We start from the raw sequence: 14,840 nt of genomic DNA, 5'->3' as shown, positions 1-14,840 counted from the left end.
GGTTTTGTGAAGCAACAGATGATTAACCTTGTGGCTATACGCATTTAATGCTTATTTTATAGGGCCTAAGCTTTGGGCTTCTGGCCATCTTCACTGTTTCAATGGTTATCACATGACAAAAGAACAATTCTACGCGGAATTAAAACGTGACCTGAGCGCGTTGCTCGGCGGGGAGACCAACTTTATCGCGGCGCTGTCCAACGCCAGCGCGTTGATCAACGAGCGTCTGGATGACGTGAACTGGGTCGGTTTCTATCTGATGGATGGCGACCAGCTGGTGCTGGGGCCGTTCCAGGGCAAGATCGCCTGCGTGCGCATCCCGGTGGGCAAGGGCGTGTGCGGCACGGCGGTGGCGGAAAATCGCGTGCAGCGCGTCGGCGACGTGCATGCGTTCCCGGGCCATATCGCCTGCGATGCGGCCAGCAATGCGGAAATCGTGCTGCCGTTGGCGGTTGGCGGCCGGGTGATCGGCGTTTTGGATATCGACAGCACGGTTTATCAACGCTTCGACGAACAGGATCAAGCGGGCCTGAAAGCAGTGGTGGCGGGGCTTTGTGAGCAACTGGAACAGTGTGACAGTGCGAAATATGTGACTGTAGCGGCAAGTTGATCGACGGTTAACGTGGCAATTACCGATGGCGTCATTATAATGACGCCTGTTCATGCCTGTGGCTTGTTGGCAATACCGTTGTAATCAGGAAATTTCATGGAAAATCAACCTAAGTTGAACTCTAGTAAAGAAGTCATTGCTTTTCTTGCCGAGCGTTTTCCGCTCTGCTTTAGCGCCGAAGGCGAAGCTCGTCCGCTGAAAATCGGTATTTTTCAGGATTTGGTAGAGCGCGTGCAGGGGGAAGAGAATCTCAGCAAAACGCAATTGCGTTCTGCCCTGCGCCTGTACACCTCAAGCTGGCGTTACCTGTACGGCGTCAAAGTTGGCGCGCAGCGCGTCGACCTGGACGGCAATCCGTGCGGTGAACTGGAACAGCAGCATGTCGATCATGCTCGCCAGCAGCTTGAAGAAGCCAAAGCGCGCGTTCAGGCACAGCGTGCCGAACAAAACGCCAAAAAACGTGAAGCCGCCGGTGAATCTGCCGATGCCGCGCCACGCCGTCCGCGCCCAGCCGGTAAAAAGCCTGCTGCACGTCGCGAAGGCGGAGCCGCGCCGGAAAACCGCAAGCCGCGCCCACAAACTCGCCCACAGCCAGCTCGTCAACCTCGTGCAGCAAAAGAGGAAAACCAGCCGCGTTATGCGCCAGTCACGGATATCTCTAAACTGCAAATTGGCCAGGAAATCAAAGTCAGAGCAGGCAAGAGCGCGATGGATGCTACCGTACTCGAAATCGCTAAAGATGGCGTACGTGTGCAGCTCTCTTCCGGTCTGGCGATGATTGTGCGCGCAGAACACTTGCAGTTCTGATACGGAGGCCAACCAAGGCATGAACAAATTCGTCAGATTAACAGCGATTGCAGGGCTGCTGTGGGCGGGTGTCAGTTACGGCGCGGAAACAGCCAACATCCGCATCGGCCAACTGCCCCAACTGCAACAGGAACCCCAGCACGCTACGGTGAGTGAGCGCGTGACCTCGCGCTTCACTCGCTCTCATTACCGCCAGTTCGCCCTCGACGCGGAGTTTTCAGGCAAGATCTTCGATCGCTACCTGAACATGCTGGACTACAACCATAACGTGTTGCTGGCCTCCGACGTGGCGCAGTTCGCCGGCAAACGCAATCAGGTTGGCGAAGAGCTGAAAACCGGCAAGCTGGATACCTTCTACGCGCTGTTCAATCTGGCGCAGAAACGCCGTTTCGAGCGTTACACCTATGCGTTGTCGCTGCTGGACAAGCCGATGAACTTCACCGGCAACGGCACTATCGATCTCGACCGCAGCAAAGCGCCGTGGCCGAAAGACAAGGCCGAGCTGGATAGCCTGTGGGATGCGAAAGTCACCTATGACGAGCTGAACCTCAAGCTGACCGGCAAGACCGACAAAGAAATCCGCGACACGCTGACCAAGCGTTATCAGTTCGCCATCAAGCGCCTGACGCAAAGCAACAGTGAAGACGTCTTCCAGCTGGCGATGAATGCCTTTGCGCATGAAATCGACCCGCACACCAACTATCTGTCTCCGCGCAACACCGAGCAGTTCAACACCGAGATGAGCCTGTCGCTGGAAGGCATCGGTGCGGTGCTGCAGATGGATGACGACTACACCCTGATCAACTCGATGGTGCCGGGCGGCCCGGCGGCGAAGAGCAAGGCGATCACCGTGGGCGATCGCATCGTCGGCGTCGGCCAGGCCGGCAAACCGATGGTGGACGTGATCGGCTGGCGCCTGGACGACGTGGTGTCGTTGATCAAAGGGCCGAAAGGCAGCAAAGTGCGCCTGGAGATCCTGCCGGCCGGCAAGGGCACCAAAACCCGCGTGGTCACCCTGACCCGCGAGCGCATCCGCCTGGAAGACCGCGCGGTGAAAATGACCATCAAGACCGTCGGCAAAGAGAAGGTGGCGGTGTTCGACATCCCAGGCTTCTACGTCGGTCTGACCGATGACGTGAAAGTGCAGCTGCAGAAGATGGCCAAGCAAAACGTCAAGAGCGTGATCATCGATCTGCGCACCAACGGCGGCGGCGCGCTGACCGAAGCGGTGTCGCTGTCCGGCCTGTTCATTCCGAGCGGCCCGGTGGTGCAGGTGCGCGACAACAACGGCAAAGTGCGTGAAGACGCCGACACCGACGGCGTGACCTACTACAAAGGCCCGCTGGTGGTGCTGGTCGATCGCTTCAGCGCCTCCGCCTCCGAGATCTTCGCGGCGGCGATGCAGGATTACGGCCGCGCGCTGATCGTCGGCGAACCGACCTTCGGTAAAGGTACCGTGCAGCAGTACCGTTCGCTGAACCGCATCTACGATCAGATGCTGCGCCCTGAGTGGCCGGCGCTGGGGTCGGTGCAGTACACCATTCAGAAGTTCTACCGCGTCAACGGCGGCAGCACCCAGCGCAAAGGGGTAACCCCGGACATTCTGATGCCGACCGGCGTCGATCCGGCGGAAACCGGCGAAGCGTTTGAAGACAACGCCATGCCGTGGGACAGCATCAATGCGGCGACCTACAGCAAGACCGGCGATATGGCGCCGTTCGAGCCGGAGCTGCTGAAAGATCACCAGCAGCGCATCGCGCAGAATCCGGAGTTCCAGTACATCGCGCAGGATATCGCGCATTACAAGGCGCTGAAGGATAAACGCAACATCGTGTCCCTCAATCTGGCCGTGCGCGAGAAAGAGAACCACGATGACGATGCGACCCGTCTGAAACGCATCAACGAGCGCCTGGAACGTGCGGGCAAGAAGCCGCTGAAATCGCTCGACGATCTGCCGAAGGATTACCAGGAACCGGATCCGTACCTGGATGAAACCGTGCATATCGCGCTGGACCTGGCTCATCTGGAAAAAGATCAGCCCGCTCAGCAGCCAACGCCGGCCAAATAAGGCCGCGTGAGGCAGGATGAAAAACGCACCCTCGGGTGCGTTTTTTTATGGCCGCGTTACGTGCTGCTCAGACGGCTTTCTTGCGGTGGCGCAGCCCGAGCCGGATGCAGGAAACCACCACCAGCAGGCAGCCGATCAGCGACAGCAACAGCGGGACTTCGTGCCAGAACAGCCAGCCCCAGGCAATATTGAAAACGATGCCGATATAGCGCACCACCGAGACCACGATCAGGTTATCGGAGGAAAAGGCCTGGGTTAAGACAACCTGTCCCAACAGCGATACCAGGGCGATGGCGAGCAGGATGGCAAACTGGTAGACGTTGGGCCAGACGAAGGCGTTCCACATCAGCGGCAGCGAGATCAGCGTCGCGATAAACAGGAAATAGAACACGATCTCGTAGTTGTGGTGGCGCTTGCTGAGCTTGTTGACCGACAGATAGGCGATAGCGGCGAACACCGCGCTCATCACGCCGACCAGCGACGCCAGGGTATACGTTGAGAAATGCCACGGCCGCACCAGCAGCACGGCGCCGATGATGACCAGCGCTAGCCAAAATGCGGTGTTGGCGCTGATCCGTTCACGCAGCACCAGCAAGGAAAGCAGAATGGAGAAAAACGGCGACAGGTAGGCCAGCATGCTGGCGTCGGCCAGCGTGAGGTGGGCGATGCTGTAAAAATAACAGATGAGATACAGCCCACCCATAGTGCCTCGTAATACCAGCAGCGGCCGGTCCTCGCGGCTGAAGGCGACGCCGTGGCGATACATCAGCAGCAGAACCAGCAGGCAGCCGATGCTGCTGCGAAAGAACACGATTTCCCCGGTGGGGATGTCGTCGGCGATGGTTTTGACCAGCGCATTCATGACGCTGAAAATCAGCGAGGCGAAAATGGCCAGCAGCGCACCCTGATTCATGCTTGCCCCCGCCACTGACGGTAGGTGATGGCCGCCTGTTCGTCGCAGGTATCGTCCAGCAGCGAATGATGGCAATGCTCGGCGCCGATCCGGGTGACGAAGCTCTGCAGCGCCTGCTGAAAGCGCGCCAACAGGCGCCGGGCGGTGGGCATCTCGACGCCAAGCCGCTCCGCCAGCAAGACCAGCGTGCGGAGTTTTCGCACGTCTTCCAGCGGCACGCGCGGCAGGCACCACAGACCTTGAGCATCCTGAAAGACGCGGGCGACCCTGACGGCGGAAAAATCATAGTAGCGACCCTGCGCGTCCGGTTCGGAATAGGGATCGACCAGCAGCGCGGTATAGCGCGTAAACAGCGCATAGCGTTGTTCCGCCGGCGCGAGCTGCGGGAAATGGTCAATCCAGCGGCGGCTCACCATGCGGGAGGGAACCGGGTAGCTGTCGTCGTTCAAAAAGCGCAGCAGGTTGATCTCCTCGACGCCGAGATGGTTGAGCAGCCTTTTGTAATCCTCCGACAGTTCGAGCATATCGGCGATAACCTCGGGACAGAGGGGCCCTTCGGGATAGGTTTTATACAGGTATTGCACCGGCGCCTGCGGCTGGAATATCGCCTGCAGCGTGGTGTCGGCCAGCGCCAGCGGCGGATGAACATAGTTGGTGATGCTGAAGCGCTCGGCGGCCAGCAGGCTGTCGCAGCGCCGGGCGTCGATAGCGTGACGCGCCAGCACCGAGCCGATCCAGTCGAGTTCGGCGGAGTCTGGCGCCGGGCTTTGGGCCGCGAGATAGACCCGCTGTTTAAAGGCTTTGGTAAAGGCGCGATAGGGCTGCGCCGCATCCTGATATTTGGTGTCGGCGTAATAACTGGACAGACTGATGATCCCGACGTGGGATTGGCCAGCCGCCTGCAGCAGGCTTTGCACCATCAGGCCGGAGCCGATGGACGGGGAAAGCAGGATCAACGAACGCAGGTGGGGTAAGGTGGCCCACGGCACCTGCCGCAGCACCTCGTAATAGCGATCGGCGGGCACCGCGAGGATCAGCCGCTGCCAGTCGCCGCCGATGAGCGACAGATCGTCGCAATAACTGTCTACTGCCACCTGCGCATCGCGCTGGGTCTGCCGCGCCTTGCCGACGCCTTCCAGATGCAGACTGGGCGTGTGCGCCAGATGCGCCTTCAGGCGTTGTCCTTTCTCGCTGGGGCGATTGTACAGGCCGATGCGCGTGTCGGCCGTGGCCTGGATATCCACAGCCAATTGGATCGCCGCCGGACCGGCGCCGAGGATCAGGGTAGAAAACGCATTATTCATGGCGATGAGACTCCAAAATCAAGAGATCGTACAGCGGGGTGGCAACCGGTTTACCGCTGACGCGCCAGGGTGAACGGGCAGCCAGATGGTGATAAGGGCAGTTGAAGATCGACTTAAGGCCGTTACCGTAGCGCAGCAGCAGTTTGCCGCGCTGAGGCAGCAAAGGCCGCAGCTGCGTCAGCAAGGTCTGCTTGTCCGCCACCAGAGAGGCGATGATGATGTGATCGATGTCGCGGTCGGTCAGGCCGTTCAATTTATCGATGCAGGGGATTTGCCGTGACAGCCCCAGATGGCGCGTGAGGCGGCGGGCAAAACGCTGGGCCGCCGGGTCGCAATCGTAGCAAATGACGGTGGCGGAGAGCCTGGCGACCAGCGCCAGCGCGGTGGTGGGCAAGGCGCCGCTGCCCACCAGCAACACTCGTTCACCGGGTTTGATGTCGGCGGCGGCGATCTCCAGCTGCAGGGCGCTATCGAAACTGTTCAGGTAGGCGTTGGTCTGCGCCGGCTCCCGGCAGAGCGTGGCGACGCGATGCTTCTCGTAATCGCACAAGGCGGCATTGGCCACCGCTCGCAGCTGGGTGATTTGCGCCGTTATCGAGCGATCGTTTTCCAGCTTGCGGCGATAGGCCTGCAGCTGCGGCAGATCGTTAAAGGCCTGCAGGCGGCTGAAGCGCCGTTCCAGCAGGGAAAAATGGCGCCGATCTTGCTGGGCGGAACGGTGAAGCTGGTGGATTTCCTGTTGCAAGCCGGCGAGTTGCGCCAGCATGTCCGCCTTGGTCAGAGTGTACATGGGGTTTCTCCGTGTGCGTGTAACAGCTGTGTCGGCAGCAGAAAGGGGTAGCCTTGGGGGCTGATGCCGCTTTCGATACCGACGCCAAATACGCGGGACATCATCGGGTGCCCCATCATCTGATGGGTGTCGCCGTGGCAAATGACGCGTCCGTGCTCGAGCAAGGTGAGAGAATGGCAGTAGCGCAGCGCCAGCCCCAGATCGTGGATCACCAGCAGCGTGATGCAGCGATGACGCCGGCTGTAGTCGGCGATCTGATTGAGCACGCGCAGCTGATGGTGGATGTCCAGCGCGCTGGTGGGCTCGTCGAGTAAAATGAGCTGCGGCTGAGAGACGAAGGCCTGCGCCAACATTACCAACTGCCGCTGCCCGCCGCTGAGGCGGTTGAAAGGGCGATCGGCAAGCGCGGAAATGCCGCATTCCGCCAGCGCCTGTTCAACCGCGTCGGCCTGTGCGGCGCTGACGCGCCACCCCAACTGCCGTACCTTGCCCAGCAGCACCATGTCAAACGCGGTCAACGCCGACTCGCTGCGATTGAGCTGCGGCACATAGGCGATGCGGCTGGTTTTCGGATCGAGCGGGCGCTCGCGGTAGGCGATAGCGCCGCTGTGCGGCAGCATGCGATTGATCGCTTTGAGCAGCGTCGATTTGCCGGCGCCGTTGGGCCCGATGATGCCGCCGAGCTTTGCCTCCGGCCAGGTCAATGAAACGTCGGCTAACAGCTGACGTCGATGCAGCGTGACGCCGACGCCGGTGAGGGTCAGTTGAGTCATGGGCGTTTAACCTGTCGGGTGACGAAGTAGAACAGCACCGGCACGCCGATTAAGGCGATAACGATGCCGATGGGCACTACGCCGTTCGGCAGCACCAGTTTGGCGACGATCGACGCGCACAGCAGCAACAGGCTGCCGCAAAGGGCGGAAATGCAGATCAGATAGCGTTGATCCTCGCCCACCAGAAAACGGGCGAAATGCGGGGCGATCAGCCCGACGAACCCGATGGTGCCGACAAACGAGACCGAGGCGGCCGTCAGTAAGGTCGCCAGCAGAAAGGCCAGCTTGCGCAGCGCGCTGACGTTGATGCCCAGCCCCTGGGCCTGTTCTTCGCCGGCGGACAGTGCGGTCAGGCGCCAGGCCAGCCGCAGGCTGACGACCAGCGCGCAGAACAGGACGCCGCCGGTGATCGCCACGCCGTGCATATTGGCTTTGAGCAGGCTGCCGAACAGCCAGAAGACGATTTGCTGCATGGCTTCGGGCGAGGCCAGAAACAGCAGCAGGGATTGCAGCGACTGAAAGAAGAACAGCACCACGATGCCGCTCAGCACCAAAATTTGCGGCGTCATGCCGCGGCGCTGTCCCAGCAGATAGATAGGCACGCAGGCCAACAGCGCCATCAACGAAGCCAGCAGGGGCGTGCCCAGCGCCAGCGCGCCACCCAGGCTGAATCCGGTGATGATCGACAGCGCCGCGCCAAATCCCGCCGCGGCCGAGATCCCCAGCGTATACGGGCTGGCGAGGGGGTTGGCCAGCACGGTCTGCATCAACAGACCGGCCAGCGCCAGGCTGGCGCCGACGACCAACGCGGTGAGCGTCATCGGCAAGCGAATCGACCAGAAAACCACCTGATGCAGCTCGTTGCCTGGCGCGGAGCCGGGCCAGAGCAGGGGCAGGATATCCGAGAGGCTAAGGTGCGCGGCGCCGACGGTCAGATCGACGACGGCGGCCGCCAACAGCGCGCCGAGCAGCGCCAGCGTCAATAGCCCGCGGCGCAGCCTGCGCCGTTGTAAAAACGCACGTCCTGTGTGGGCCACGGCTACTCTCCTTGCCAGCGTTGCAGGAAGACGCCGTCAGCCTCTATCGGTAAGTATTGGCGGTAGAACCGCGCCAGGTTGCGTGGGGGATCAACGTCGGCAAACGCGGCCGGATAGAGAGCTTTCGCCAGATACTGAACAAAAATAAAATCGTAAATCGTGCGCGCGCCGCCATGGTAGAGCGCATAGATGCGCTGGTCTTTTATCGCCGGCAGCTGCGGCCAACCGGCACGCCGGGCGTACTGAGCGAGGCGTGCCTGAAGGGGGGCCGCCTGTGCGCCGTAGCCCATCGGTACGGCGTTTGGCATGTTTTCCCAGTCGCCGCCGGCGAGGAAAATGACGTCCGGCTTTTGGGTCAGTACATAGTCGGCGCGTAAAGGCGCGGGGCTACCGACGACGCCGGCGGCGATATTGCGGGCGCCGGCCAGCTGTAACAGCGGCCCCCAGACGGAGGCGCCATAGCTGCTGCTGTATTCGCCGGGCCCCTTGTCGCCGAGTTCGATATAAGCGGTCGGTGGCGGCAGCTGCGCCTCGCGAATACGCCGCTGAGTATCTTCAAGGCTCTGCCGATACTCGCTGGCCAGCCGTTCTGCCCGCTCGGGGTGGCCCATCGCCTGACCCATGGCCCGAATGCTGGCGAGTTTGACTTCCGCACCCTGGTTGAAGTCGACGACGATGTAAGGAATGTTGAGCTGTTGCAGCACCGGCAGGTAGTTGGCGAAGCCGTCGAGCTGCCACTTCGCCAGGATCAGCAGGTCTGGCCGCGTGGTCAGCAGGCGTTCGAAGTCAAAGCTCTGATTGTAGAGCGAACCGACATCGACCAGCTGAGCGAGCCGCGGCAGAGCCGCCTGATAACGCGGCCATTGGCTGGTGCGCAAGGCCCAGTCGCTTTTAGAGAAGGCGGCCACCTGTTGAAAACTGTCCGGGCCGTTCACCGCCAGAAAATCTTCGTAGTAAAAGCCGATATAGGCGCGTTGTGCGGGGGCGGCCAGGGTGACCTGGCGTCCTTCTGCGTCGGTGAGGTGGATTTCAGCTTGCGCGACGTGGCAAAAGAGCAGCCACGCAGTCAGCATACAGACGAGGCGAGGTAACATGATTGACATCCCTTTACGATTAATTGTGATGTTATAATGTAACAATTAATCGCGGGATTCAAACTTTCCTGTCAGGCGAGGCGAGGCGAGGCGAGCGCTGCGTGAGCGAAGGCGGTGAGAGCCTGGCGGCCATAAAAAGTGTGCGGGCAATTTTTCTCGACGTCATTTTGCGTGGGCCAAGAATTTTTTCTGAGAAATCCCTCCGCCTTGCGCAACAATCGTTTACAATTTGCCAAATCCCGGTCGCGCGTCGTTTTTGTAAAGTTTCGTATTTTTAGTAGGTTAATGACGTGCGACTCTTGAAACTGTGACGAATGCCCATACGATCTAGGGTATCTTAGACAGCGTTTTGTTAACATTTATGAGGAAGTAAACATTTTATGATGCGTATAGCTCTGTTCCTGCTCACCAACCTGGCGGTGATGTTGGTTTTCGGGCTGGTGCTCAGCCTGACAGGAATCCAATCCAGTAGCGTTCAGGGCCTGATGATCATGGCCGGTCTGTTCGGCTTCGGCGGCGCTTTCGTGTCGTTGCTGATGTCCAAGTGGATGGCGCTGCGCTCCGTCGGCGGGGAAGTGATTGAACAACCGCGTAACGAAACCGAAAACTGGCTGCTGGAAACGGTACGCCGTCAGTCGCAGCAGGCGGGCATCGCCATGCCGCAGGTCGCTATCTACCACGCGCCGGACATCAACGCCTTTGCCACCGGCGCGCGCCGCGACGCCTCGCTGGTCGCCGTCAGCACTGGCCTGCTGCAGAGCATGAGCCGCGACGAGGCGGAAGCGGTCATCGCGCACGAAATCAGCCACGTCGCCAACGGCGATATGGTGACCATGACCCTGATTCAGGGCATCGTGAACACCTTCGTCATCTTCATTTCGCGCCTGATCGCGCAGGTCGCCGCCGGCTTCCTGGGCAATCGTGATGGCGAAGGGGAAGGCAACGGCAACCCGATGATTTACTTCGCGGTGTCGATGGTGCTGGAACTGGTGTTCGGCATCCTGGCAAGCATCATCACCATGTGGTTCTCGCGTCACCGCGAGTTCTACGCCGACGCCGGCTCCGCCAAGCTGGTGGGCCGCGAGAAGATGATCGCCGCCTTGCAGCGCCTGAAAACCAGCTACGAACCGCAGGAAGCGGGCAGCATGATGGCGTTCTGCATCAACGGTAAATCCAAGTCGTTCAGCGAGCTGTTCATGTCGCACCCGCCGCTCGACAAGCGTATCGAAGCGCTGCGTTCCGGCCAGTACCTGAAGTAATCGGCTGAATGAAAGGAAAAACCCCGGCTCGCCGGGGTTTTTTTATGTCCGTTATTTCACCTCGCGGCTTGGCTGCGCCGTTGGCGCCGTCGATTGGGTGATGCGCAGGCTGCTGACCGCCGCCGCCAGAGTGGCGAACACGCCGGCCAGGATCAGCGATGCGTGGGTACCAGATGTGGGGAACAGGTTGAACATCAGCGCCACCAGCGCGGCCCCCGAGGTTTGCCCCAGCAGGCGAGCGGTGCCCAGCATGCCGCTGGCGCCACCGCTGCGGTTACGCGGCGCGGCGGAGATGATGGTGTGATTGTTGGGCGACTGGAACAGGCCGAAGCCGGCGCCGCACAGCACCATGCGCCAGATGATGTCCCCATTCGACGGATCCGCGGGCAGCAGCGCCAGCGAGAACAGCCCAAGTGCGAACACCGCCAGCCCAATGCAGCCCAGCAGGCCGGCGTGCACGCGCTCCACCAGCCGGCCGGCGATCGGCGCCATGACTACGATCGCCAGCGGCCACGGCGTCAGCAGCAGCCCGGTCGCCACTTCGTCGCGGCCCAATGCGCTTTGCAGGAAGAACGGCAACGACACCATCGCCAGCATTTGCGCAGCAAACGAGCAGATTGAGGTGCCCATCGACAGGGCGAAGATCGGGATGCGCAGCAGGTCGACCGGCAGCAGCGGAAATTCCTGGCGCAGCTGGCGGCGCACGAACACCGCGCCAATCGCCAGCAGCGCGGCGATCTCGCTGAAGATCAGCGTCAGGCTTTGGCCCTGGGCGAAGCCGCTGATGGCGGTGATCAGCAGGCCGAACGTCAACGCGTTCAGCACGGCGCTGGTGGGATCGAAACGGCGGTTATCGCTTTTTTGGCCGTTGGCCGGCAGGAACTTCATGCCCAGCAGCAGCGCGACGAGGCCGATCGGCAGGTTGATGGCGAACAGCCACTGCCAGGAAGCGACCGACAGGATCGCCGCCGCCACCGTTGGCCCGGCCGCCGAGGAGCAGGCGACGATCAGCGAGTTGATGCCCATGCCGCGGCCGAGAAAACGCTGCGGATAGATGATGCGGATCAGCGCGGTGTTGACGCTCATGATGGCGGCGGCACCAAAGCCTTGCAGCACGCGGGCGATGGTCAGCGTAAGCAGCGAGTCGGACAGGGCGCAGAACAGCGAGGTAATGCTGAACACCAGCAAGCCGGCCTGATAGATGCGGCGATAGCCGATCAGATCGCCGAGCGACGCCAGCGACAGCAGAGACACGGTGATCGCCAGCTGATAGGCGTTAACCACCCAAATGGAGCTGGCCGGGCTGGCGTTGAGGTCGCGCGCGATGGTGGGCAGCGCCACGTTGGCTATCGCGCCGTCGAGCACGGATACGGTAATGCCGAGGGCGATGGCGAGGATCGCCCCATAGCGTTGCGGGACGGGGAGGCCGTCGGAACAAGGACGCATGTTGGTCTCAGCGGTATTTATTCAGGGGAGTATTATCATGCTAATCATATTCGCCCGTGATTGCATGCCCCTTGTCCGCTTTATTGTAAACGGCGGTGAGCGGGCTGGGGTTATCCATTAGGCTTCAATCGCTTAGCGTTCAGCCGCGTTGCGCGCCGCGATCTGTTCCGATTATACTGAAACCCTTGTTTAAATTTCCTGAAACAAAACCGTTAAGTAGGGTATTCACCATGGCTAACGCAGATTCAGACAAGCAACCGGATGCCGTCTCATCCGTGATGAAAGTGTTCGGCATTTTGCAGGCGCTCGGCGATGAGCGCGAAATTGGCATTACCGAACTGTCCCAGCGGGTGATGATGTCCAAAAGCACCGTCTACCGTTTTCTGCAAACCATGAAAGCGCTGGGCTACGTCTCGCAGGAAGGCGAGACGGAAAAGTATGCGCTGACGCTCAAGCTGTTCGAGCTGGGTGCCAAATCGCTGCAGAATGTCGATCTGATCCGCAGCGCCGACGTACAGATGCGCGAGCTGTCGAACCGCACCCGCGAAACCATCCACCTCGGTGCCCTGGACGAGGACGGCATCGTCTATATCCACAAGATTGACGCAATGTACAACCTGCGCATGTATTCGCGCATCGGCCGCCGCAACCCGCTGCACAGCACCGCCATCGGTAAAGTGCTGCTGGCCTGGCGCGATCGGGATGAGGTGGCGCAGATCCTGTCGCAGATTGAATTTACCCGCAGCACCGAGCATACCCTGACCAGCGCCGCCGAACTGTTGCCGGTGCTGGAGCGGGTGCGTAAGCAGGGATACGGCGAAGATGCCGAGGAACAGGAGGCGGGGATCCGCTGCATCGCGGTGCCGGTCTTCGATCGGTTCGGGGTGGCGATCGCCGGGCTGAGCCTCTCTTTCCCGACGCTGCGTTTTTCCGAAGCGGCGCGGGAGGAGTATGTGGCGCTGCTGCACGTCGCCGCCCGGCGCATCAGTGAACAGCAGGGCTATCACGACTACCCGTTCTAACCCTTCGCTTCGATGAACAAGGCGCGGCCATGGCAGCGCCTTGTTGCTATTTTGCGCCCGGCGTCAGCCGCTGCGCAATCCGCTCCAGCACTAACATCAGCAGCAGCGTGGCCGCCACCAGGATCATGGTCAGCGTCGCGCCGTTGGCGATGCTGCCGCGATCGGTCAGGCTGAAGATAGTGACCGGCAGCGTCGCCCAGCTCGGTGGGTAGATCATCATGGTCGCGCCCAGCTCACCCATCGACAGCGACAGGCTGAGGGCGAAGGCGGAGATCATATAGGGAGCGATCATCGGCAGGGTGACGTGACGCAGGCGAAACAACGGCGAAGCACCCAGGCTGGCGGCGACGTTTTCGTAGTCGCTCGAAAGCCGGGTCAGCCCGGCCATCACGTTGCCGAAGGTGAAGGCGGAAATCAGCACGAAGTGGGCGACGGGCACGATCAGGAAGGTACCGTTCATCTGCAGCGGCCCCTGGCTGAATGCCACCAGCATGCCTAAACCGATCGACACCGAAGGCACCGCGCTGGGTATGAAGAACAGCGTACTCAGCAGGCGCTGGCCGCGCCCCTGATGGTGGCGCAGCGCCAACGCCGCCCAGGTGCCGCACAGCAGCGCGAACAGGCTGGCGCTGAAACCGATAGCCAGGCTGGCGACCAGCGCGTCCCAGGAGGCGCCGCTGAAGGCCTGGCGGAAATGGCTTAGAGTGAAGCCGCTCGGCAGCACGCCGTTCCACTGTTCGCTCAGGCTGGACATCAGGATCACCGCCAGCGGCAGGCAGAAGAACAGGGCGAACAGCGTGACCGCCAGCGTGCAGGTCAGGGTGCGGCCGGTGCGAGACCAAATCAACATCGTCAGTTCCTCAGCCCGGCGCGCGCCGCGGCGTAGCGGTAAAGGGAGAACAGCCCGAGCGACAGTGCGATATTCACGACGGCGATCGTGCAGGCGACGGCGTAATCCGACTCCAGAATCGCTTTGGAGTAGACCATCATCGGCAGCGTGGTGACGCCCTTGGCGCCGATAAACAGCACGATGCCGAATTCATTGGTGGTCAACAGCAAACACAGGCTGCCGCCGGCCAGCAAGGCCGGCAGCGCGGCGGGCAAAATCACCTGGCGTACCACGCGCCCTGGCCGGGCGCCGAGGATGCTGGCGGCCTCGAGCTGGCTGCGATCGATCTGCGACAGCGCCGCCATCAGCGGGCGCATCACCAGTGGCGTAAACACGGTGATTTCCGCCAGGATCACGCCCCAAATGGAATAAAGAAAGTCCACCGGCGGCAGGGTAAAACCGAAGGCCGCCATCAGCGTGCCGTTCAGCAGGCCGGCGGATCCGTAGATAAAGGTGAAGGCCAGCGTGATCAGGAAGGTCGGCATGGCGATAAAGGTATCGATCACCCGGGCGATCAGCCGGCTGCCGGGGAACGGCGTAAACACCAGCAGCAGCGACAGCAGGGTGCCGAGCACCAGGCAGCCCAGCGTCGCCAGCAGCGCAATCTGCAGCGTGTTGAGCAGGGCGCCGACAAAGCGTCGGGATTCGAATACCTGTTGCAGCGCGGCGGCGCTGAACAGCCCCTGATCGTCGGTAAACGCCTGTTTGACGATCAGCGCCAGCGGATAGAAAAACAGCGTCGCCAGCACCAGCAGCGGCAGCAAGATCCACAGACGGCGCGGCAAGCGCAGCCGCAGAGCCGGGCGAATAAGCGTAGAGTCGGTCATG

14 protein-coding genes are annotated in these 14,840 nt (G+C 61.2%); 5 read left to right on the top strand and 9 right to left on the bottom strand.

Annotated features, from left to right (window positions below; all coding sequences use genetic code 11):
- The first annotated feature begins 112 nt into the window (after positions 1 to 112).
- The 3 genes from AWX27_RS02780 to prc all read left to right on the top strand — a co-directional run bounded on the left by AWX27_RS02780 (position 113) and on the right by prc (position 3,485).
- Positions 113 to 610: a GAF domain-containing protein gene (locus tag AWX27_RS02780; RefSeq protein ID WP_060419263.1), complete on the top strand. Its 498-nt coding sequence runs from the start codon at positions 113 to 115 to the stop codon at positions 608 to 610.
- A gap of 96 nt (positions 611 to 706) precedes the next feature.
- Entirely contained in the window at positions 707 to 1,417 is a 711-nt protein-coding gene (gene proQ / locus AWX27_RS02775; protein ID WP_033638287.1) for an RNA chaperone ProQ, read from the top strand.
- A 19-nt stretch (positions 1,418 to 1,436) separates the two neighbouring features.
- Positions 1,437 to 3,485, top strand: coding sequence for a carboxy terminal-processing peptidase (prc, locus tag AWX27_RS02770; RefSeq protein ID WP_033642845.1), 2,049 nt, complete (start codon positions 1,437 to 1,439; stop codon positions 3,483 to 3,485).
- Between the two features lie 67 nt (positions 3,486 to 3,552).
- On the opposite strand, the gene AWX27_RS02765 is transcribed toward prc, so the two are convergent.
- The 6 genes from AWX27_RS02765 to AWX27_RS02740 are packed head-to-tail and all read right to left on the bottom strand — an operon-like array spanning position 3,553 to position 9,396.
- A complete protein-coding gene (locus AWX27_RS02765) occupies positions 3,553 to 4,398 on the bottom strand; it encodes a DMT family transporter (protein WP_038877656.1) in 846 nt (281 codons plus the stop codon).
- Entirely contained in the window at positions 4,395 to 5,702 is a 1,308-nt protein-coding gene (locus AWX27_RS02760; RefSeq protein WP_060419261.1) for an opine metallophore biosynthesis dehydrogenase, read from the bottom strand. The genes AWX27_RS02765 and AWX27_RS02760 overlap by 4 nt, the downstream gene beginning before the upstream one ends.
- Positions 5,695 to 6,492: an SAM-dependent methyltransferase gene (locus AWX27_RS02755; RefSeq protein ID WP_060419259.1), complete on the bottom strand. Its 798-nt coding sequence runs from the start codon at positions 6,490 to 6,492 to the stop codon at positions 5,695 to 5,697. The genes AWX27_RS02760 and AWX27_RS02755 overlap by 8 nt, the downstream gene beginning before the upstream one ends.
- On the bottom strand, positions 6,480 to 7,265 hold the full coding sequence (locus AWX27_RS02750) for an ABC transporter ATP-binding protein (protein WP_060419257.1): 786 nt from the start codon (positions 7,263 to 7,265) through the stop codon (positions 6,480 to 6,482). The genes AWX27_RS02755 and AWX27_RS02750 overlap by 13 nt, the downstream gene beginning before the upstream one ends.
- The gene (locus AWX27_RS02745) at positions 7,262 to 8,302 is read right to left on the bottom strand and encodes a FecCD family ABC transporter permease (RefSeq protein ID WP_060419256.1); all 1,041 of its coding nucleotides are present in this window, start codon (positions 8,300 to 8,302) and stop codon (positions 7,262 to 7,264) included. Before AWX27_RS02745 ends, AWX27_RS02750 begins: the two co-directional genes overlap by 4 nt.
- Positions 8,303 to 8,304: 2 nt before the next feature.
- Positions 8,305 to 9,396 carry an ABC transporter substrate-binding protein gene (locus tag AWX27_RS02740; protein WP_060419254.1) on the bottom strand — a complete coding sequence of 364 codons (1,092 nt, stop codon included), beginning with the start codon at positions 9,394 to 9,396 and terminating at the stop codon, positions 8,305 to 8,307.
- Between the two features lie 380 nt (positions 9,397 to 9,776).
- On the opposite strand from AWX27_RS02740, the gene htpX reads away from it, so the two are divergent.
- The gene (gene htpX / locus AWX27_RS02735; RefSeq protein WP_033638291.1) at positions 9,777 to 10,655 is read left to right on the top strand and encodes a protease HtpX; all 879 of its coding nucleotides are present in this window, start codon (positions 9,777 to 9,779) and stop codon (positions 10,653 to 10,655) included.
- A 51-nt stretch (positions 10,656 to 10,706) separates the two neighbouring features.
- Here htpX and AWX27_RS02730 read toward each other — a convergent pair whose 3' ends face one another.
- A complete protein-coding gene (locus tag AWX27_RS02730; RefSeq protein ID WP_060419252.1) occupies positions 10,707 to 12,101 on the bottom strand; it encodes an MFS transporter in 1,395 nt (464 codons plus the stop codon).
- A 230-nt stretch (positions 12,102 to 12,331) separates the two neighbouring features.
- Between AWX27_RS02730 and kdgR the strand changes: the two genes are divergently transcribed.
- Entirely contained in the window at positions 12,332 to 13,123 is a 792-nt protein-coding gene (kdgR, locus tag AWX27_RS02725; protein WP_049198570.1) for a DNA-binding transcriptional regulator KdgR, read from the top strand.
- Positions 13,124 to 13,169: 46 nt separating this feature from the next.
- Here kdgR and AWX27_RS02720 read toward each other — a convergent pair whose 3' ends face one another.
- Positions 13,170 to 13,973 (bottom strand): ABC transporter permease, encoded by an 804-nt coding sequence (locus AWX27_RS02720; protein ID WP_060419250.1) that lies wholly within the window; start codon positions 13,971 to 13,973, stop codon positions 13,170 to 13,172.
- Between the two features lie 2 nt (positions 13,974 to 13,975).
- Positions 13,976 to 14,839, bottom strand: coding sequence for a 2-aminoethylphosphonate ABC transporter permease subunit (phnU, locus tag AWX27_RS02715; protein ID WP_060419249.1), 864 nt, complete (start codon positions 14,837 to 14,839; stop codon positions 13,976 to 13,978).
- Between the last annotated feature and the right edge of the window lies 1 nt (position 14,840).

It is taken from the genome of Serratia sp. 2880STDY5682894 (assembly GCF_001537385.1).
Taxonomy (GTDB): domain Bacteria; phylum Pseudomonadota; class Gammaproteobacteria; order Enterobacterales; family Enterobacteriaceae; genus Serratia; species Serratia nevei.
The sequence above is the reverse complement of the archived record's forward strand: the minus strand, read 5'-3'. Positions and strand labels throughout refer to the sequence as shown.

What these genes read in the sequence shown, in the direction of transcription:
- AWX27_RS02740 (WP_060419254.1), bottom strand. Translation starts at nt 9,396, where the DNA reads ATGTTACCTCGCCTCGTCTGTATGCTGACTGCGTGGCTGCTCTTTTGC.
- AWX27_RS02760 (WP_060419261.1), bottom strand. Translation starts at nt 5,702, where the DNA reads ATGAATAATGCGTTTTCTACCCTGATCCTCGGCGCCGGTCCGGCGGCG.
- AWX27_RS02755 (WP_060419259.1), bottom strand. Translation starts at nt 6,492, where the DNA reads ATGTACACTCTGACCAAGGCGGACATGCTGGCGCAACTCGCCGGCTTG.
- kdgR (WP_049198570.1), top strand. Translation starts at nt 12,332, where the DNA reads ATGGCTAACGCAGATTCAGACAAGCAACCGGATGCCGTCTCATCCGTG.
- htpX (WP_033638291.1), top strand. Translation starts at nt 9,777, where the DNA reads ATGATGCGTATAGCTCTGTTCCTGCTCACCAACCTGGCGGTGATGTTG.
- proQ (WP_033638287.1), top strand. Translation starts at nt 707, where the DNA reads ATGGAAAATCAACCTAAGTTGAACTCTAGTAAAGAAGTCATTGCTTTT.
- phnU (WP_060419249.1), bottom strand. Translation starts at nt 14,839, where the DNA reads ATGACCGACTCTACGCTTATTCGCCCGGCTCTGCGGCTGCGCTTGCCG.
- AWX27_RS02720 (WP_060419250.1), bottom strand. Translation starts at nt 13,973, where the DNA reads ATGTTGATTTGGTCTCGCACCGGCCGCACCCTGACCTGCACGCTGGCG.
- AWX27_RS02750 (WP_060419257.1), bottom strand. Translation starts at nt 7,265, where the DNA reads ATGACTCAACTGACCCTCACCGGCGTCGGCGTCACGCTGCATCGACGT.
- prc (WP_033642845.1), top strand. Translation starts at nt 1,437, where the DNA reads ATGAACAAATTCGTCAGATTAACAGCGATTGCAGGGCTGCTGTGGGCG.
- AWX27_RS02780 (WP_060419263.1), top strand. Translation starts at nt 113, where the DNA reads ATGACAAAAGAACAATTCTACGCGGAATTAAAACGTGACCTGAGCGCG.
- AWX27_RS02730 (WP_060419252.1), bottom strand. Translation starts at nt 12,101, where the DNA reads ATGCGTCCTTGTTCCGACGGCCTCCCCGTCCCGCAACGCTATGGGGCG.
- AWX27_RS02765 (WP_038877656.1), bottom strand. Translation starts at nt 4,398, where the DNA reads ATGAATCAGGGTGCGCTGCTGGCCATTTTCGCCTCGCTGATTTTCAGC.